At 42.2% G+C, this 19,372-nt stretch carries 17 protein-coding genes; 13 read left to right on the forward strand and 4 right to left on the reverse strand.

From position 1 onward, the window contains the following. Positions 1-153: 153 nt before the first annotated feature. The 3 genes from ivbL to ilvN all read left to right on the forward strand — a co-directional run bounded on the left by ivbL (position 154) and on the right by ilvN (position 2,328). Complete coding sequence (gene ivbL / locus PR761_RS14740) at positions 154-243, forward strand: ilvB operon leader peptide IvbL (RefSeq protein ID WP_112837526.1); 90 nt, start codon at positions 154-156, stop codon at positions 241-243. Positions 244-343: 100 nt separating this feature from the next. Beyond that, on the forward strand, positions 344-2,041 hold the full coding sequence (gene ilvB, locus PR761_RS14745) for an acetolactate synthase large subunit (protein WP_154610862.1): 1,698 nt from the start codon (positions 344-346) through the stop codon (positions 2,039-2,041). A gap of 2 nt (positions 2,042-2,043) precedes the next feature. After that, complete coding sequence (gene ilvN / locus PR761_RS14750) at positions 2,044-2,328, forward strand: acetolactate synthase small subunit (RefSeq protein WP_006815960.1); 285 nt, start codon at positions 2,044-2,046, stop codon at positions 2,326-2,328. Positions 2,329-2,372: 44 nt separating this feature from the next. On the opposite strand, the gene PR761_RS14755 is transcribed toward ilvN, so the two are convergent. Next, the gene (locus PR761_RS14755) at positions 2,373-2,930 is read right to left on the reverse strand and encodes a helix-turn-helix domain-containing protein (RefSeq protein WP_272519368.1); all 558 of its coding nucleotides are present in this window, start codon (positions 2,928-2,930) and stop codon (positions 2,373-2,375) included. A gap of 281 nt (positions 2,931-3,211) precedes the next feature. Between PR761_RS14755 and PR761_RS14760 the strand changes: the two genes are divergently transcribed. Then, the gene (locus tag PR761_RS14760; protein WP_006815958.1) at positions 3,212-4,408 is read left to right on the forward strand and encodes an MFS transporter; all 1,197 of its coding nucleotides are present in this window, start codon (positions 3,212-3,214) and stop codon (positions 4,406-4,408) included. A gap of 50 nt (positions 4,409-4,458) precedes the next feature. Here the strand turns inward: PR761_RS14760 and PR761_RS14765 are convergent, their stop codons facing one another. Beyond that, complete coding sequence (locus PR761_RS14765; RefSeq protein WP_154610860.1) at positions 4,459-6,144, reverse strand: ArnT family glycosyltransferase; 1,686 nt, start codon at positions 6,142-6,144, stop codon at positions 4,459-4,461. Between the two features lie 532 nt (positions 6,145-6,676). Here PR761_RS14765 and PR761_RS14770 point away from each other — a divergent pair. The 3 genes from PR761_RS14770 (at position 6,677) to PR761_RS14780 (ending at position 10,919) form a co-directional block, all read left to right on the forward strand. Further along, the gene (locus PR761_RS14770; RefSeq protein WP_154610858.1) at positions 6,677-8,023 is read left to right on the forward strand and encodes an NCS2 family permease; all 1,347 of its coding nucleotides are present in this window, start codon (positions 6,677-6,679) and stop codon (positions 8,021-8,023) included. Between the two features lie 293 nt (positions 8,024-8,316). Then, positions 8,317-9,966, forward strand: a complete 1,650-nt coding sequence (locus tag PR761_RS14775; protein WP_112836113.1) for a Na+/H+ antiporter — start codon at positions 8,317-8,319, stop codon at positions 9,964-9,966. Between the two features lie 68 nt (positions 9,967-10,034). Then, the gene (locus tag PR761_RS14780; protein ID WP_006815954.1) at positions 10,035-10,919 is read left to right on the forward strand and encodes a carboxylate/amino acid/amine transporter; all 885 of its coding nucleotides are present in this window, start codon (positions 10,035-10,037) and stop codon (positions 10,917-10,919) included. On the opposite strand, the gene metR is transcribed toward PR761_RS14780, so the two are convergent. Next, positions 10,819-11,775 (reverse strand): HTH-type transcriptional regulator MetR, encoded by a 957-nt coding sequence (gene metR / locus PR761_RS14785; protein WP_006815953.1) that lies wholly within the window; start codon positions 11,773-11,775, stop codon positions 10,819-10,821. The two genes, PR761_RS14780 and metR, sit on opposite strands and share 101 nt — an antisense overlap. A 108-nt stretch (positions 11,776-11,883) precedes the next feature. On the opposite strand from metR, the gene metE reads away from it, so the two are divergent. Then, a complete protein-coding gene (gene metE / locus PR761_RS14790) occupies positions 11,884-14,163 on the forward strand; it encodes a 5-methyltetrahydropteroyltriglutamate--homocysteine S-methyltransferase (protein WP_154610856.1) in 2,280 nt (759 codons plus the stop codon). Between the two features lie 48 nt (positions 14,164-14,211). On the opposite strand, the gene PR761_RS14795 is transcribed toward metE, so the two are convergent. Continuing rightward, positions 14,212-14,601, reverse strand: a complete 390-nt coding sequence (locus PR761_RS14795) for a YidB family protein (RefSeq protein ID WP_006815951.1) — start codon at positions 14,599-14,601, stop codon at positions 14,212-14,214. Between the two features lie 364 nt (positions 14,602-14,965). Here PR761_RS14795 and ltnD point away from each other — a divergent pair, with 364 nt between their 5' ends. From ltnD to PR761_RS14820, 5 genes are read left to right on the forward strand one after another with little or no spacing between them, the layout of a single operon-like run. Further along, positions 14,966-15,862, forward strand: coding sequence for an L-threonate dehydrogenase (gene ltnD, locus PR761_RS14800; RefSeq protein ID WP_006815950.1), 897 nt, complete (start codon positions 14,966-14,968; stop codon positions 15,860-15,862). Then, positions 15,859-17,136 carry a 3-oxo-tetronate kinase gene (otnK, locus tag PR761_RS14805; protein ID WP_006815949.1) on the forward strand — a complete coding sequence of 426 codons (1,278 nt, stop codon included), beginning with the start codon at positions 15,859-15,861 and terminating at the stop codon, positions 17,134-17,136. The genes ltnD and otnK overlap by 4 nt, the downstream gene beginning before the upstream one ends. After that, positions 17,129-17,773, forward strand: coding sequence for a 3-oxo-tetronate 4-phosphate decarboxylase (gene otnC, locus PR761_RS14810; RefSeq protein WP_006815948.1), 645 nt, complete (start codon positions 17,129-17,131; stop codon positions 17,771-17,773). The genes otnK and otnC overlap by 8 nt, the downstream gene beginning before the upstream one ends. A gap of 10 nt (positions 17,774-17,783) precedes the next feature. Then, positions 17,784-18,563, forward strand: a complete 780-nt coding sequence (gene otnI / locus PR761_RS14815) for a 2-oxo-tetronate isomerase (protein ID WP_154610855.1) — start codon at positions 17,784-17,786, stop codon at positions 18,561-18,563. A gap of 9 nt (positions 18,564-18,572) precedes the next feature. Continuing rightward, positions 18,573-19,340 (forward strand): DeoR/GlpR family DNA-binding transcription regulator, encoded by a 768-nt coding sequence (locus PR761_RS14820; RefSeq protein ID WP_006815946.1) that lies wholly within the window; start codon positions 18,573-18,575, stop codon positions 19,338-19,340. The last annotated feature ends 32 nt before the right edge of the window (positions 19,341-19,372 follow it).

Below are 19,372 nucleotides of genomic sequence, written 5' to 3' on the forward strand. Positions count from 1 at the left end.
GAATGTCTCGTTTAGCATTCACAACCAAGAAAAATAGAAAAAAGGGTTGTGGGGATTAGTTTTTTATGGTTTCTTAGATGCAGCAAACACAATAATGAAAAAATCAGACAGAATTTAGCTAGACTAATTTAATTACAGGAAGATCCCGTGAAAATGACCGCTAACCGTTCAAACCTACTACTTACCGCGCCACTGGCCGCGGTAGTCGTGCGTGTGGTGGTGGTCGTGGGCATAGCGCCGTAACGGGAACAAATCACACGATTTAGAAACCCCGCCGGCGCAAACCGAGCGGGGTTTTTTATGACCCAAAGCTCAGTTCCGCAGGCTAGTGAAGGAAAAAATTATGAGCGAGTCGGGCAATACATCATCACAAAAAACCTGTTACACAGGTGCAGAATTAATCGTCCATTTGCTGGAAAAACACGGAATTACAATCGTCTCCGGAATTCCCGGTGGCGCAGCATTGCCTTTCTATGATGCATTAGGTCAAAGTAAAAAAATCCGCCACATATTGGCTCGTCATGAGCAAGGTGCTGGTTTTATCGCTCAAGGCATTGCTCGTACAACGGGAAAGGCTGCGGTATGTATCTCTTCCAGTGGCCCCGGTGCGACTAACTTAGTCACGGCCATTGCAGATGCAAAATTGGACTCTATTCCACTAGTTTGTATCACGGCTCAAGTTTCTTCCTCTATGATTGGTACGGATGCATTTCAGGAAGTCGATACCTACGGAATTTCAATTCCAGTGACTAAACATAATTATTTAGTCCGCAGCATTGAAGAATTGCCGGGCGTTATTTGTGAAGCTTTCCGTATTGCAGAGTCAGGGCGTCCCGGTCCGGTATGGATTGATATCCCTAAAGATGTTCAAACCGCGACGATTCAATTAGAGGCTTTACCTGATGTCATGCCGAAGGATAAAACACCAAGTTTTGATATGGAAAAAGTTATCCAAGCGGCAGAAATGATTAACCACGCTAAGCGTCCTGTACTTTACTTTGGCGGCGGTGTTATTAGCTCTAACTCTACGCAAACAGCGATAGCATTTGCAGAAAAAGCCTCTTTACCGACCACGATGACATTGATGGCATTAGGGACGATCCCGATGCGTCATCCGCTGTATTTGGGAATGTTAGGAATGCATGCGGCGCGCAGCACGAATATGATCATGGAGGAAGCGGATTTATTGATTGTTATCGGAGCACGCTTTGATGATCGTGCGATTGGTAAGGCGGAGAAATTTTGCTCGAATGCAAAAATCATTCACGTTGATATTGATAAAGCTGAAATCAGTAAAATTAAGCGCCCAGATATCGCTATTCATGCAGATGCAGGGCAAATTTTAGAATTATTATTACCTTTGATTGAACGCGATGACCGTGAAGAGTGGATTACACAAGTTAATGACTTAAAGAAAAACTATCCATTAAATTTAGCGAATGCAGAAGATCCACTGGATCATTATGGTTTGGTATTAGCAACCGCGCGTGCCGCGGGTGAAGAAGCGATAGTGACCACCGATGTTGGACAGCATCAAATGTGGGCGGCTCAGGTGTATCCGCTATCGCGTCCACGCCAATGGTTAACGTCGGGGGGATTGGGAACCATGGGATTTGGTTTACCAGCGGCAATTGGAGCCGCATTGGCCAATCCCGATAAAACGATTGTTTGTTTTTCAGGTGATGGTAGCTTGATGATGAATATTCAGGAATTAGCCACCGCAGCTGAGCATCAATTAAATATCAAAATTGTTTTAATGAACAACCAAGCCTTGGGAATGGTACATCAGCAGCAAGATTTATTTTTTGAAAATCGTATTTTTGCTGCGGCTTATCCATACCAAACTGATTTTATTAAAATTGCAGCGGGTTTTGGTTTACAAACTTGCGATTTAAATCATGAAGCCGACCCTGAGATGGCGTTAGACGCGGTGATGAATACTAAAGGCCCTTGTTTAATTCATGCCCTGATCGATGTGAATCAGAAGGTATATCCAATGGTTCCTCCTGGAGCTGCTAACATTGATATGATCGGAGCGTAATTATGGAATTTGAAAATCACCCAATCGCCTTAGAATTAATTGTTCGTAACCACCCAGGCGTCATGTCCCACATTTGTGGGCTATTTGCGCGTAGGGCTTTTAACGTTGACGCTATTTTATGTTTGCCAATTAAGGGCAGAGATGAAAGCCGCATTTGGCTGTTAGTTGAAAAAGACGACCGTTTATCTCAGATGGTGAATCAGGTAGAAAAGTTGGAAGACGTGCGTGAAGTGCGTTTTAGTGATGACCTCAGAGTCTTCGAAACCATGCAGAATTATTTGCAGTAATTCTTAATTGAATTTATCAGCCTACAATCGTTGTGGGCTGATAATTAAACACCATCACTTAAATGGGAATAGGTCATCACAACCGTTGCGTGTAAATCCCCTTCAATGCATAAATAAGAGTGGGGCAAGTCGCCACTAAAAGCATAAAAATCCCCCGCATCTAAAACCATATTCTGCTCATTATTAAAACGTAACATTAATGAACCGGAATGCAGCATGATGTGTTCATGAGTTCCGCTCATATGGGCAGGGCTATTAATAATCGCCCCTCTTTTCATACTAAGTTTCCAAATTTCGGATACATTTCCCATGCTAATGCGAAATTTAAATTGCTCTAAGTAATCCCCTTCTTGCGGTATTGCTTTGACAAAATAAGGGTAAGATTCATTTTGACGAGTAAATAAGTCACTGAGTGGAAAACGCAGCGCGGCAGCAATAGATTCCAGAGTATCGATACGCGGGTTTGAATCGCCGGACTCCAGTTTTGACAGGGCAGCTTTAGATATCCCGGAGAGCTGAGAAAGTTCATTTAGGGAGAGATTCCTCGCTTGACGAAGCAATCGTATTTTCTGTCCAATTTTTATATTTATTTTGTTACTCACAATAAACCTTCCGTGATATCTAAATTATGCTGATAATTCTATCATTTTGAAAATGAAATGTCAGAAATCAGCTAATATGGAAATAATGTTTTGTTGATATAGGTTAAGCTAAAAATAATTTGGTTTTTCAGTCTGTTATTATTATCGAATAAATACATGGTATAATCATTTTTGCATTATTCTATTATCTGAATTTTCAATAATATTTTATTTCAATCAAATAATAAACTTCCGGAGTTTATATCTGTTAATTAATTTAAATTAAGCAGATTAATACAAAAATGAGCCCTGACAATCAGCGTTTTCAACACTTTCGACGTTCTGCTTCCTTTGCTATTTTTACGATTACAACCAGTATTGCGGTCATCGGCATTGTTATCGGTCTTAGCATTCCAATGGTCGCCCTGAGATTAAATAATTTTGGGGTCAGTGAGTTATATATTGGCGTTATATCCGCGGCACCAGCTTTAGGGATGTTTTTGATTGCCCCTATGGTGCAGCGAATTGTGCAATGGTGCGGTAAACGCAAAGCGATGTTGATTGCGACAATTATTTCCGCTATCAGCCTGTTGCCGTTATTAAGCTCTTTACCGCTATGGTTACTGTTTCCTCTGCGTTTAATTACTGGCTTAGCAAGTGGGGTCTTGATTTGTTTGGGTGAGACGTGGATCAATGAATTATCATCTGAAAATAAGCGCGGACGCATATTGGCGATTTACACTACCGTATTTACAGTTAGCCAATTATTAGGACCTTCGTTTATTGCGTATTACGGCGTAGAAGATAAATCGCCTCTATTTATTTGTACATTGATTCATTTAATTTCAGTGGCACTATTTTTAGTGATGGATCAGAAAATTGGAGACCGTCTTGCAGAAACGGCTTCAAAATCGAATTTTTCTATTATTCAATTTGTTAAAGTGGCTCCCGGTATCTGTGGTGGGATACTATTTTTTGCTTTTTTTGATGGCACAATTTTATCCATGTTCCCGATTTATGGTATGGGGATGGGTCATACAGAAGCGATAGCTGCGCTAATGATTAGCGCCATATTAGCGGGTGATGCCATTATGCAGATGCCGTTTGGGTGGTTAGCTGACCATATGAATCGAGAAAAATTGTATCGTATCTGCGGTGTTATTACGCTAGGTGCGAGCATGCTATTGCCGTTACTCATTACCCACACTTATTTAATTTGGGTGTTACTGTTCGTACTCGGCGCAACGGCGGGGGCAATCTATACCATTGCCTTGGTACAAATTGGTCAATACTTTAAAGGTAACGAGCTAATTATTGCGAACGCAGCAGCGGCTATGTTATGGGGAATTGGTAACCTTTCAGGTCCATTATTGGCCGGTGTTGCAACGACAATTTCGCCGTCGGGATTACCCGTATTATTGATCTCAGTCGCTGGGCTATTTCTATGGTTTACACGAGAAAAATACGGTGCTCAGGCAATTCAGCAACAATCGCAATAAATTTCAATGAAAAAAATCCCCGAATAGTCTGTCGGGGATTTATCAAGCAGTTATTCAATGACACGGTAAACCACTAAATTTTCACGAAATTCATCAGGACGATGGTTAGCCCAAAATATTTTCATACCTTCTGGGGCCGGTTTTATCTCTTTCGAGTGCACAATCAACCAGCGGCAGTGGGCGGGTTTTTCAAAGGTATCCTGCCGTTGATGTAATACGCCGGTGTAGTAGTACAACATGGGAGCTTCAGATTCGCCGATGTTATCGGATGCCATACAATCCTGTGCGGTAAATTGCCCCGTGAGATGTTGGTTGAGGTCAGTAAACACCCCTTCATATCCTTTCGAATAGTCCACCCAGCCGACGAATAAACTTAAAATAATTCCCCATACTGTGACCATGCCAAGTAACCAATTTTTCATGCTTTGCAAGGCTGTCTCTGAGGTAGGAATTATGGTGTTACGAAAGCACCAAATTAGCGTAATGAATAACGCCCAAATAAATGCAATTGCAGAAAAATGCATCTGATAGGTCATGGGAAGCCAGCGAGAAAAAATCGTTAGCCACTCTCGATGATGGTTAGATAACGCAATGAAATAGCAAACCCACAGGATAATTATCAGTAAAGACCAAAAAATGGTAGCAAAGTGCGAGAATAGCCGAAGAAGTCTATCTGAAAACTGCTGAATAACCAGTGAGGCTAAAATGGCTATTGGTGCAATAAACGGCAATAAATAGAGTGCTCGACCACTGGCGGATAGCTGTAAAAATACAATACCCAGTAATGGAAAAATAGTGACCAAATACTCATTTTTATCGAAAAGGCGTTTGAGTGGATTTCGAAGAAAATAAGCGGTCGCTAACAGACCTGAAGGTAGGGCAAAAAAGGTAATCGCCGCAGGTATTCGGGTATGGTTGGCTTTTGCGCCTAATTTTTCAACAGAAAAGCCCAAGAAACGCCCAATATTATTTTCCCAAAACCAGGTTACGAATAGCTCAGGGTGCTTTAGATAAAGAATAATTGGCCATGGAAGAATTAATACTAATGCGACAGCTCCCGCAATTATGGTGGGTATCCAAAATTGTTTTCGTCGACATTCAGTTAGGAATATGGGGGCTAAAAATAAGCTAATCCATAGCACTCCGGGAATAAATATCCCTTTTGACAGCATTGTAATAACTGTTCCAAGAGATAACCAGCAAGTAGATGCGATAATTTTTTGTTGTTGAATTAGCCCTAATAACCCATATAAACCGATGGTTGCTCCCGCCATTAATGCCACATCAGTGAACATTTCATGGGAGTGACGTAATATTCCTGGAGCGCAGGCATATAAAGCAAATGCAATCCAAATTCGTGAGTCGGATAAATTTTTTGCGTTAAAAAAACGACGAGCAAGTAAAACAAAAAATGAAAAATTGATTATGGAGAAAATGAGTGTTGCGCTTCTAGCGGCATCATAAAGTGGCATGATACCGGAGAATAAATGTGCAGTCAGGGTCGCTACCCAATAGTATATTGGGGGCTTCTCCATAAAAGGTTCACCTGCGTTCGTCGGGACTAGCCAGTTTCCTGTTTCATACATCGTTTGGATAATACCAAAACTGTAGTTTTCATCTTGCTTCCATGGGCTATGAGCATAAATCCCAGGTAAAAGATAAATGAGTAGAAATAGGAAAAAAAGAATTACAATTCTTTTTTCGGATGCTTTAAATAATGAAGTAATAATTGACATTTTTATTTTAAAAATTAAATGGATTAATAAAAGCGTTATTGTTTATATAAAGTAATATTATTTTTAATTTTTATTTAATAAATATTAAAAATAATACGTTATAAAAATGATTTATTTAAATAAACAAATTTGGATTGAGAATACTAGCAAGATAATCAAAATTGTATTTAAACAAAGAGTATATAAGGAAGAATAATAAGTATATTTGCTTGTTTTTTGTGAGGGATAGTCGCGTTGTTTACGTTTTTAGTCGCTGTTATGGGCATCATAAAACACTTGATTAACCCACCGCTTTAGAACGATAATTACGCCCTTCACAATTTGCCGCATTTTATTCAAAAAGCCAAACGATTGCGCGCTGTATCCAGTACATGATTTTGTATCGAAAAATATGTCGGTTCAGTTAACTTTATTAAAAAAGTAATCGTTTACGTGGTTTTTAGTGAGTCGGTGAAAATAACTAGACAATAAAAATTGTATAGTAAAATTAGTGGCATAGATTACTTTCGAAAATTAATAATAGAGGTAGACCATGGCAAGCCAGCAGGCGTCATCCAATTGCAAGTTGGATTCATATTTTAAGATAACAGCGCGTGGCTCATCAGTACGCCGCGAAATCATTGCGGGATTAACAACATTTTTAGCGATGGTTTACTCGGTTATTGTCGTACCGGGTATGTTAGGACAAGCAGGTTTTCCTCCAACAGCGGTATTTATTGCAACCTGTTTAGTGGCAGGTTTCGGTTCCCTATTAATGGGCTTGTGGGCAAATCTGCCGATGGCGATTGGTTGTGCAATCTCATTAACAGCATTTACCGCGTTTAGTTTGGTTCTGGGTCAGCACATTAGTATTCCTGTGGCCTTAGGCGCGGTATTCTTAATGGGGTGCTTATTCACTCTTATCTCTGTAACAGGTATTCGTAGCTGGATTTTACGCAATATGCCAATGGGGGTTGCCCATGGTACGGGTATCGGTATCGGGTTATTTTTATTGTTGATCGCAGCAACCGGTGTGGGCTTAGTAATTAAAAACCCAAATGCCGGCTTGCCTGTGGCGCTGGGTGAATTTACCTCCTTTCCTGTTTTAATGTCATTGATTGGCTTAGCGGTTATTTTTGGCTTAGAGAAACGCCGTGTTCCAGGTGGGGTTTTATTGGTCATTATTGCCATTTCAATTATCGGTTTGATTTTTGATCCGGCAGTAAAATATCAAGGCTTTTTCAAGTTGCCATCGTTGGGTGAAGATGGCTTGTCTCTGATGTTTAGTATGGACATCATGGGCGCATTACAGGCAGCGGTATTACCAAGCGTATTGGCATTAGTGATGACGGCAGTTTTCGATGCGACGGGAACTATTCGTGCAGTTGCAGGACAAGCGAATCTGCTAGATAAAGACGGCCAAATTATTGATGGTGGAAAAGCATTAACTGCGGACTCAGTGAGTAGCATTTTCGCTGGTGCTATCGGGGCTTCTCCTGCAGCGGTATATATTGAATCCGCCGCAGGTACCGCAGCAGGTGGTCGCACAGGCTTAACCGCGGTTGTTGTTGGTATTTTATTCTTATTTATCTTGTTCTTATCACCGTTATCTTATTTGGTTCCAGCTTATGCAACGGCACCTGCGTTGATGTATGTTGGTTTGCTGATGCTGAGCAATGTGTCTAAGTTAGATTTTGACGATTTCGTTGATTCTATGTCTGGCTTACTGTGCGCAGTTTTCATCGTATTAACTTGTAATATTGTTACGGGCATCATGTTAGGTTTTGCTGCACTCGTTATCGGGCGTATTTTTGCTGGTGAATGGCGCAAGCTGAACATCGGAAGTGTTGTTATTGCGGTTCTTTTGGTAGCGTTTTATGCTGCGGGCTTAGCGATTTAAAGGTAATTCTAGTTATGGGGTGGCAGCATTTGCCACCCTTTAATGGATTATGGCGATTAATCTCAAAGTGCAAATTATTTTCCCGTCAGATAGCTGGTTGAGGATAGAATATAGATAAGGCTGTAAATTAGGTGAAATAACATGTATTCGGCTACTTACTGCCTTGATTGAAAACATCATGGTCTGGACGGTGCTATCTCTTACTATGCGGCGGCAGGCAAAATTTGGGCTATCGCGTTATACTTTAAGTTGCATTATTTAGGGTATGCATTGAGTCAATAAGTAAGGGCAACATGGAAATTTTCTTTACTATTCTTATTTTGATCTTGGCTGTCTCTGTTTCTGGCGTTGTGACGAAAGTCCTTCCCATCCGTATTCCCCTTCCTCTGATTCAAATCGCCATTGGTGCTTTATTAGCATGGCCTCAATTTGGGTTGCATGTCACTTTTGACCCTGAACTGTTTATGGTTCTGTTGATCCCGCCATTGCTGTTTGTTGACGGATGGAAAACCCCAACTCGCGAGTTTTTCCAAAATGGGCGGGAAATATTCATTTTAGTTTTGGTTTTAGTTCTTGTGACCGTTGTGGGGATTGGCTATTTAATTTATTGGTTGATGCCGGGTATTCCGTTAATTGCCGCGTTCGCATTGGCAGCGGTACTTTCACCAACGGATGCGGTTGCTTTATCCTCTATTGTCGGGAAAGGGCGCATTCCTAAGCGCATGATGAGTGTGCTGGAAGGTGAAGCATTAATGAATGATGCTTCAGGCCTAGTCGCACTAAAATTTGCGGTAGCCATTGCTATGGGAACCATGGTCTTCAGTGTATCTGAGGTCACTATTGAATTCTTTAAAGTAGCTGTCGGTGGCTTGCTAGCCGGGGTTGCAGTTACTTGGCTATACAGTAAATCACTTCGTTTAATGAGCCGTTGGAGTGGGGATGATCCTGCGACTCAAATTGTTTTTATGTTACTGCTGCCATTTGCATCCTATATGATTGCAGAGCATATCGGTTTTTCTGGTATTTTAGCGGCAGTCGCCGCAGGTATGACAATTACAAAATCCGGCGTGATCCGCAATGCGCCTTTAGCTATGCGTTTACGAGCGGATAATGTGTGGTCGATGCTTGAATTCGTTTTCAACGGATTAGTCTTTATCATGCTCGGTTTACAATTGCCGGGGATCTGGGAAACGTCAGTTATTCAAGCTGAGTTAGACCCGAGCGTTGAAACGTGGATGCTGTTTGCGGCGGTAGTAATTATCTATTTTGCTTTGCTACTTTTACGCTTCTGCTGGCTGTGGCTGATGAAGAGATTCAGTCGGCTCTTTTTGAAGAAAAAGCCATTACAGTTTGCTAACTATACGGTTCGTGAATTATGGCTTGCCTCTTTTGCAGGCGTTCGTGGTGCGATTACTCTCGCCGGTGTGCTATCGGTGCCTTTATTCCTTACGGATGGGTCACCGTTCCCTGCTAGGTATCAGTTGGTATTTATTGCGGCAGGGGTCATTTTATTCTCTATCTTTGCTGGGGTAGTGGCTTTACCGCTGTTGCTACGAAACTTCCAAGTGGGTGATAAAGAAGCCGATATTAATGAGATCCGCATGGCTAAATCCGCAATGGCGGAAGTCGCCATTGTCAGCTTAAACAAAATGCAAGAGCGTTTATCTGCGGATGTTGAAGAGAAGTTGGATTCGGAAGATATCAATGAGGTGGCGACACGCGTCATCGGTTATTTACGACGCCGAACAGCAGGCCAAGATGAGATTGAGCATAATCTACTGATTGAAGACCTTGAGCGCCGTTTCCGCTTAACGGCACTGCGTGCTGAACGTGGTGAACTTTATCACTTACGTGCAACCCGTAAAATCAGCAATGAGACTCTGCAAAACTTGCTGATGGATTTGGATTTGCTAGAAGCAGTATTGATTGATAAAGAGCATTAAGCGGAAAAAACGCGTATTCTACTGAGCATTCTTGTGTGAAATATAATTGTGCTTGAGATTGAATAATAATGTGGCTACTGGTGATAACGACGCTGCTATGGGCAGCGTCTTTTAGTCTAATTGGGGAATACCTTGCAGGGCAGGTGGATAGCTGGTTATCTGTCTTAATTCGCGTTAGCCTTGCGGCCTTAGTCTTCCTTCCTTTTCTACGTTGGCGTAACTTCAGCGCTAAAGTCATTTTGCTGTACATGCTGGTGGGTGCTTGCCAACTGGGGATCATGTATTTCTTTGTTTTCCAAGCCTATAAATACCTTAGCGTTGCAGAGTTTTTACTCTTTACGGTATTAACACCGTTGTATGTGACATTGATTTATGACCTCTTAGAGCGTCAGCGCCTACGTAAAGGGTATTTATTTAGCTCTTTGCTGGCAGTAATTGGGGCGGCGATCATTCGTTATGACCATTTAAGTGAGTCATTCTGGTTAGGTTTATTATTTGTACAGCTCGCGAATATTTTCTTTGCGATTGGTCAGGTCGGCTATAAGCGCCTGATGGAAATACACCCTATTCCTCAGCATCAAGCTTTTTCGTGGTTTTATATTGGGGCAACATTGATTGCGCTGATTGGATGGTTACTATTTGGTAATAAAGCGTTAGTTCCAACCTCGAATGCACAGTGGATTGTGTTGTTATGGTTGGGGATAGCGGCGTCGGGAATTGGCTACTTTATGTGGAACTATGGTGCCACGAAAGTGGATGCCGGAACCCTTGCTATTATGAATAACATGATGGTTCCAGCTGGTTTATTAGTGAATTTTGCACTCTGGCAACAGCATCCTGATTGGCTAAGTTTTACCATAGGCTCGAGCCTGATAATTGCGTCTCTGTGGGTGCATAAGCGTTGGATCCTCGCACCGACTTCACGTAAGACAAATTCTCCACTGCGTGATTAGTCGCGGTATTGATAAATGTCTCAATCGCTGGCTGGCGCTGCTCCCCCTCACGGCATGCAGCGTACAGTCGGCTCCATAACCCACTGCCTAAGGTTTTTGTCTTAATTAATCCTTGTTTTTCAAAGGAGTCTACCGCCCAGTGAGGCAGTGCGGCAATGCCCATTTTAGCGGCCACCATCTGTATTAAAATCAGCGTGTTATCTACGGTTTTTACATTCGGTGAAATCCCCGCTGGTTGTAAAAAATGGCGCCAAATATCAAAGCGTTGACGCTGAACAGGATAAAGAAGCAAGGTATCATCAGCCAGATCCTGTGGCTCAATTAACGGTTTTTTTGCCAATGGATGGTCATTGGCAACCACTAATTTCACTTCATAATCAAACATTGGTGTGTAGTGTAGTTCTTGCTCTGGCAGGATATCTGAGGTCATGACGATATCGAGCTCCCTTGAGAGCAGCTCTGGCTGCGGCTCAAAAGTGACACCAGATTTAAAATCTACATTTACTTGCGGCCATGTTTGCCTAAATTGCTGTAAAGCCGGTGTTAGCCATTGGATGCAACTATGGCATTCAATCGCAATGCGCAGCGCACATACGCTGGGTTCATTACAGACACGAATGGCATCTTTTACCATTGGCAAAACTTTCTGTGCTAGCTGAAGCAGCACTTCTCCTTGCGGTGTAAAACGAACAGGTTGGCTTTTACGTATAAACAGTTTGTAGCCTAAGCGATGCTCTAAATCACTAAATTGGTGAGATAGCGCAGACTGAGTCTGATGCAGGTAGGTTGCGGTGGCGGCTAATGATCCGTGTTGGCTTAGCGCCTGCAACGTTTTTAAGTGTTTTAATTCGATCATGAGAAACCTTCAAGTTTGCGATGAATAATTTGCGCTTGTGCTTTATACAGTACCTGTTGATTATGGATGTGTAAACATCTAGACGGCTAAATATTTTAAGGGGTCAATATGTCTGTTATAAATCATATACTTGGTTTTCCACGTGTCGGACTGAAAAGAGAGTTAAAGCGTGCTCAAGAGGATTATTGGGCAGGCAAGATTGATCAACGTGCTCTTCTTGAAACGGGATATCAATTACGTGCTCGTCACTGGGAACAACAAAAAAATGCGGGCGTTGAACTGCTACCCGTTGGTGATTTTGCATGGTATGACCAAGTATTAACCACCAGTTTATTACTGGGGAACGTGCCGCCTCGCCATCAAAATGAAGATGGCTCTATCGATTTAGATACGTTATTCCGTGTAGCCCGCGGTCGTGCACCGACGGGGACTCCCGCAGCAGCCGGAGAAATGACGAAATGGTTCAACACTAATTACCACTATATCGTGCCAGAATTTCAACAAGGGCAAACATTCTCACTGTCATGGACGCAATTGTTTGATGAAGTGGACGAGGCGTTGGCATTAGGACATAAAGTAAAACCCGTGTTGATTGGACCGATGACTTATTTATGGCTAGGAAAAGTAAAAGGACCGGCTTTTGAGCGATTATCATTACTTAATGAATTACTTACGGTATATCAGGAAATTTTGTCTCGTTTGGCACAAAAAGGTGTGGAATGGGTGCAAATTGATGAGCCTGCATTGGTGCTTGATTTACCGATTGAGTGGCAACAGGCTTATCTGCAAGCCTATCAGGCTCTATCAGGTAAAACTAAGTTACTACTGACCACTTATTTTGATGGTATTAGTCATCATCTGGATGTCATTAAGCAACTTCCTGTACAAGGTTTACATGTGGATGTTGTGGCTGGCAAAGATGATATTGAGAAACTGCATCAAGCTTTACCTGCCGATTGGGTATTGTCTCTCGGGCTGATTAATGGACGTAACGTGTGGAAAGGGGATCTTGGCGAGAAATTCCAACGTGTGAAGCCGTTACTTGGTCTGCGTGAATTGTGGATTGGTTCATCATGTTCACTGTTGCATAGTCCAATCGACTTAAATGGTGAAACTCGCTTAGATGCGGAAGTGAAAAGCTGGTTTGCATTTGCGCTACAAAAATGTGAAGAGCTAGCCTTACTGACGAAAGTGCTGAACCAGCCTACGGCGGATAATATTGCCAAACTTGAAGCTTATAGCACGCCAATTCGTGCGCGTAAGACATCTTCTCGCGTCAATAATCTAACCGTTTCTCAACGCTTAGCCGCAATTCAACAGAATGATGTGGAGCGTGCTAGTGCATACGAAAGTAGAGCAGAGCGTCAGCGTCAACGCTTTAATTTACCATTATTACCAACGACGACGATTGGCTCATTTCCTCAAACGAGTGAAATCAGAACGTTACGTTTAGATTTCAAAAAGGGAAATGTGGATAAACTGAGTTATCGCACCAACATTAGTGAACACATTAAGCAAGCCATTAAGGAACAAGAGATTTTAGATATTGATGTTTTGGTGCATGGAGAAGCCGAACGTAATGACATGGTGGAATATTTTGGGGAACATTTCGATGGCTATATTTTTACGCAAAATGGCTGGGTGCAAAGCTATGGCTCCCGTTGCGTAAAACCGCCTGTAATTATTGGTGACATTAGTCGCCCCGAAGCCATTACGGTTGAGTGGGCCAAATATGCACAATCCTTAACGGAAAAACCGGTCAAAGGGATGTTAACTGGCCCTGTCACGATATTGTGTTGGTCATTCCCTCGCGAGGATGTTAGCCGTGAAACTATCGCGAAGCAGATTGCATTAGCCTTACGTGATGAGGTGGATGATTTACAGAAGGCGGGAATTGGGATTATCCAAATTGATGAACCTGCGTTACGTGAAGGTCTACCATTACGCCGTGATGAGTGGGCAGAATATCTGACTTGGGCTGTGGATGCTTTTAAACTAAGCGCTGCTATCGCCGAAGATGACACGCAAATTCACACCCATATGTGTTATTGCGAGTTCAACGATATTATGGATTCTATTGCTGCGCTGGATGCGGATGTTATCACCATCGAAACTTCACGCTCTGATATGGATTTATTGGATGCATTTGAACACTTTGATTATCCAAATGAAATTGGGCCGGGGGTTTATGATATTCATTCACCAAACGTACCAAATGTGGAATGGATTGTGGCATTACTGCGCAAGGCTGCGAAACGTGTACCTGTGGAACGTTTATGGGTGAATCCTGATTGTGGATTAAAAACGCGAGGTTGGGAAGAAACTCGCCAAGCGTTAGCCAACATGGTGGAAGCCGCGAAAAAATTGAGAAATGAGTATCAGCGTTAATGAAGGAAGCAAAAGCCCACGAATGAGTGGGCTTTCATTATATAAAACTTAGCCAAACAGTTTTTGTTTAAGTAGATTCATGCCAATAGATGCTAAGTCAATATTCTCAGGTAAGACGCCATCTGGCGTTGCACCGTCGACTAATGTAGGCAGGTATTTAGCAACTAAATCAGATGTTTGTTGCGGGTCTAACCCGACATGCTGTGCTAATTCTTCAATTCCTAAATTGCCGAATACTTCAGTTAATTGGCTAGCATCAATCGGTAAATTTTCACCTTCACCAATCCACGATGCTGCAATATTGCCTAACCCTTCTTGGTTAAACTTATCGACCACACCTGAAAGTCCACCTTGGTTTTCAACCCAATCAATAACAGATTGAAACTGCTGCATTTTATCACCAGCAACCAGACTTAACATTTGATCAAACAGACCCATTTAGATTCCTCGATAAGGTAATTATGTGCTCAATACAAAGTATGGAACATTTTATAAAAATTAATAGGCGGCTATTTTGAGTAATTTGTATCACACGTCAATGAAAATAAAGAATTAGGTGAGAATAAAACTGGAGGAAAAGCGCGATATTAGAAAAACGGTATGAAGATCACAAATTTTATCACATGACGTTGTGAATGTTATTTGGTTGTCCTGTATTTAAAATGCCATTAAATATCAATATGTTGAGGTGTTTATTGTTGATTTTTATATTCTCGTCAATGTGATGATTGTCATATGTTTGTGAATTTTGTTATGTGAAAATTCACAACATTCACGAGAATTAACAATGTCAGGGGTCACAATGAAAAATATTGGTGTTATTGGCCTTGGTTCCATGGGGATGGGGATAGCTCAGTCTCTTATAAGAAAAAATATTCCTACCTATGGATTCGATTTAAATCCACAAGCTTGCAATGCGTTACTTGAGTATGGCGCTAAAGCTGCTGGAGCCAGTGCAATTGAATTTGCTCAACAACTTGATGCGTTGCTGATGGTGGTCGTTAATGGTCGCCAAGTCGACAATATTCTATTTGGTGGAGAGAAGCCGCTGGTTGAGCAGCTTCGTCCAAATACCATTATTGTATTGCATAGCACCTTAGCCGCTGAGCAAACTAAAAATATTGCTGCGCGCCTTGCACCATATCAGTTACCGCTTGTTGATGCGCCTATCTCCGGTGGAGCCGTTAAGGCAGCTGAAGGTAAGTTAACAGTAATGGCATCCGGTGAGTCGCAGCTATTCGATCAACTTGCTCAGGTATTCGATGCAATTTCAGAGCGTTTATATCGCGTGGGCGATGAGGTTGGCTTAGGTTCTACAGTAAAAACTATCCATCAGCTTTTAGCGGGGGTGCATATTGCTGTAGCAGCTGAAAGTATGGCTCTTGCCGCTAAGGCAGGCATTAATTTGGATGTGATGTATGACATTGTTACCCATGCTGCGGGCAATTCATGGATGTTCGAAAACCGAATGCAGCACGTTCTTGATGGTGACTACACACCAAAATCCTCGGTTGATATCTTTGTGAAAGACCTTGGTTTAGTAATGGAAACAGGCAAAGCATTGAATTTTCCATTACCTCTAGCAGCAACAGCACATCAAATGTTTATTTCAGCCAGTAATGAAGGTTTTGGCTTACAGGATGATAGTGCGGTGATTAAAACCTTTAAAGGCATTACTTTACCGGAGAAAAAGGCATGACAGTGAAATTAGGTGTGATTGCTGATGATTTTACCGGAGCCACCGATATCGCAGGTTTCATGGTTCAAAATGGCTGGAAAGTGGTTCAGTTACTGAATGAACCCACTGAGCATACCCAAGTACCACACAATGTGGATGCAATTGTTATCAGTCTAAAAAGTCGTTCTTGCCCAGTAGATGAAGCGGTAAATGCGTCGGTAAATGCGTGTGATTGGTTGAAGAATAAAGCGAATTGCCAGCAAGTATTTTTTAAATATTGTTCTACGTTTGATTCAACGGAAAAAGGCAATATTGGCCCTGTGACTGACGCGCTAATGAAGCAACTTGGTACCGACTTAGCGTTAGTTTGCCCTGCTTTACCCGTAAATGGTCGTACCGTTGTGCATGGTCATTTGTTTGTTAATGGGCAGCTACTTAATGAAAGTGGCATGCAGCATCATCCTGTGACGCCAATGACAGATGCAAATCTGATGAGAGTGATGGAAAAGCAGTCATCAGGAAAAGCAGGACTGATCAAATTAGTGGATGTTCAAGCAGGAAGTGCGGCAATTAAAGAACAATTAGATTCGTTACGTCAGCAAGGTGTGAGTTATGCCGTCGTTGACACGCTGACGATGGATGACTTACTGCCAATTGCTCAAGCGACTAAGTCAATGCCGTTATTAACAGGAGGGTCGGGTTTAGGTGCTGCAATAGCCAATATTGATAGTCAATCAACTTGGGGGGCAGGAATAAGCCATGGTAGCAAACCTACTGGGCAACATCGTAAAACGGTGATTTTGTCAGGTAGTTGCTCGTTAATGACTAACAAGCAAGTACAACATTACCTTCAAGTTGCGCCAAGTAAGGCTTTGGATGTTGGTGAGTGCTTGAATAACCTAGAGTATGCGAAATCACTGGCAGCATGGGTTATGTCCCAGAAAACAACGGGTTTAGCCCCTTTGCTATATGCGACTCAATCACCAGAGCTATTGAAGCAAACTCAAGAAAAATACGGTGCATCTCAATCCAGTTTAGCGGTAGAAAACGTCTTTGGTGATGTGGTCAAGTTACTCGAAGAACAAGGCTATAACACGTTCATTATTGCTGGTGGAGAAACCTCAGGAAAAGTGGTTCAAAGCCTTGGGACTGAACAATTAAGTATTGGTTCGCCTATCGCACCGGGAGTGCCATGGGTACAGGATTTAGCAAATGGTAACTGGTTAGCACTGAAATCCGGAAATTTCGGTCAGGAAAATTTTTTCCAGTTAGCACAGGAGATGTTTAATGAGTAGTCACGAACAGACGCTACGCCAAGAGCTAGTCGATTGGGCTAAATCGATGTTTAACCGAGGCTACAGCAGTGGTGGTGCAGGCAATATTAGTGCTCGTTTACCTGATGGTTGCATTATTGTCACGCCAACCAATTCAAGCTTTGGCGACCTTGTTCCCGAGCGCCTGAGTAAGCTTGATGCGCAAGGAAATTGGATTGATGGTGATAAGCCCACAAAAGAAGTTTCCATGCATATGGCGATGTATTTGCAGCGTCCAGATTGCCAAGCCGTGGTGCATCTTCATTCACCTTGGCTAACGGCGCTATCCTGTTTACCTAACTTGGATGCAACAAATTGCCTACCACCGATTACACCGTATTACGTGATGCGCGTAGGAAAATTACCGCTCATTGAATATTTACCTCCAGGGGACGATCGCATTGGAGAGGAAATTGCAAAATTGGCACCTAATCATAATGCCGTTTTGTTATCTAACCATGGTCCTGTTGTGGGTGGGAAAACCTTAAGACAAGCATTTTTTAATGCTGAAGAATTAGAAGATACGGCACGCTTGTATATCACATTGCGTCCACATGGTTTTACCACGCTAACGCCAGAGCAAGTTCAAGAGCTCGAAAGCCGTTATCCACAGAAATGAGGGCATAGAAATGGCTAAATTTGCAGCAAATCTCAGTATGATGTTTAACGAAGTTCCATTTATGCAACGTTTTGAACGTGCAGCTAATACTGGCTTTACGGGTGTTGAGTATCTTTTTCCTTATGAAGAAGATGCAGAGGCTATCGCCGCCGAACTTAAAAAACATCATTTAACCCAAGCTCTGTTTAATATGCCAGCCGGAAACTGGGGGGCAGGGGAGCGAGGGATGGCATCAATTCCGGGTCGTGAAGATGAATTCGCTCAAGGCGTTCAAACGGCACTGAAATATGCCAATGCACTCGGCTGCAAGCAAGTCCATGCTATGGCTGGAAAAATGAATGAAAAATTCACGCCAGAACAGCAAAAAGCCTGTTTTATTCAGAATATTCAATATGCTGCTGATGTGATGGCGGAGCATGGAATTCGTGTACTTATCGAGCCAATTAATACTCGTGATATGCCGGGGTATTTTTTAACAACTCAAAAGCAAGCAGAGTCACTATTACCCGAAATTGATCGCGATAACGTCTTTATTCAGTTGGATTTATATCACTGCCAAATTATGGAGGGTGATTTATTGAAAACAATTGAGCGTCTATGGGGTAAATTTAGTCATATTCAGATAGCGTCAGTTCCTTTTCGTCATGAGCCTGATAGCGGTGAAGTCAATTATCCATGGATTTTCAATCAATTAGATGAAATGGGATATGAAGGTTGGCTTGGATGTGAATATCATCCCGCAGGGCGTACAGAAGATGGTTTGGGCTGGCTAAAGCAAGCTAATCTCTAGGAGAACCTTATGATCCCTTCCGAACGTCGTGATTTTATTTATCGTTATGTCTATGAACATCAGACTGTGTCTATTGGTGACTTGGTCGAGTTAATGAATGTATCTCACATGACGGTAAGACGCGATATTCGCATGCTGGAGGAAGAGGGTAAGGTCATCGGGATTAGTGGTGGTGTGAAACTTAATGACGCATTACGCCAAGAGCTCCCATGGAGTGAGAAAGCAAGATTACATCATCGAACTAAGCGTGAAATAGGGCAATTCTCCAGCTCATTAGTTGAAGACGGTCAAGTGGTTTATCTCGATGCAGGAACCACCACGTTTGAAATCGCGAAAGTGTTAGGAGAGCGTTTTAATTTAACGATAGTGACGAACGATTTTTCCATCATGCAGTATCTGATGAATAAATCGCAGCTCAACTTGTATCACACGGGTGGACAAGTGGATAAGCGTAATCATTCTTGCGTGGGAAATACTGCCGCATCGATGTTACGAACACTGAATGTGGATATTGCTTTTATTAGCACCAGTTCATGGGATTTACTCCATGGGGTATCAACTCCACATGAAGAAAAGGTGCAAATTAAACAGACATTACTTGATGTTGCTCGCCGTTGTGTACTCGTTTCAGATAGCAGTAAATTCGGTAAATATGGCATGTTCCGTGTTTGCCCATTAGATCAGTTGCACGACATTATTTGTGATAACCAACTGCCTGCTGATGTTGTGCAGCAGATAATCGAAAAAAATATAAAACTTCATTTAATAAATACATAAAAAAACATCTTACCTAGTGATGCATAGCTCTT

This window comes from Providencia sp. PROV210, assembly GCF_028479445.1.
Classification (GTDB): domain Bacteria; phylum Pseudomonadota; class Gammaproteobacteria; order Enterobacterales; family Enterobacteriaceae; genus Providencia; species Providencia rustigianii.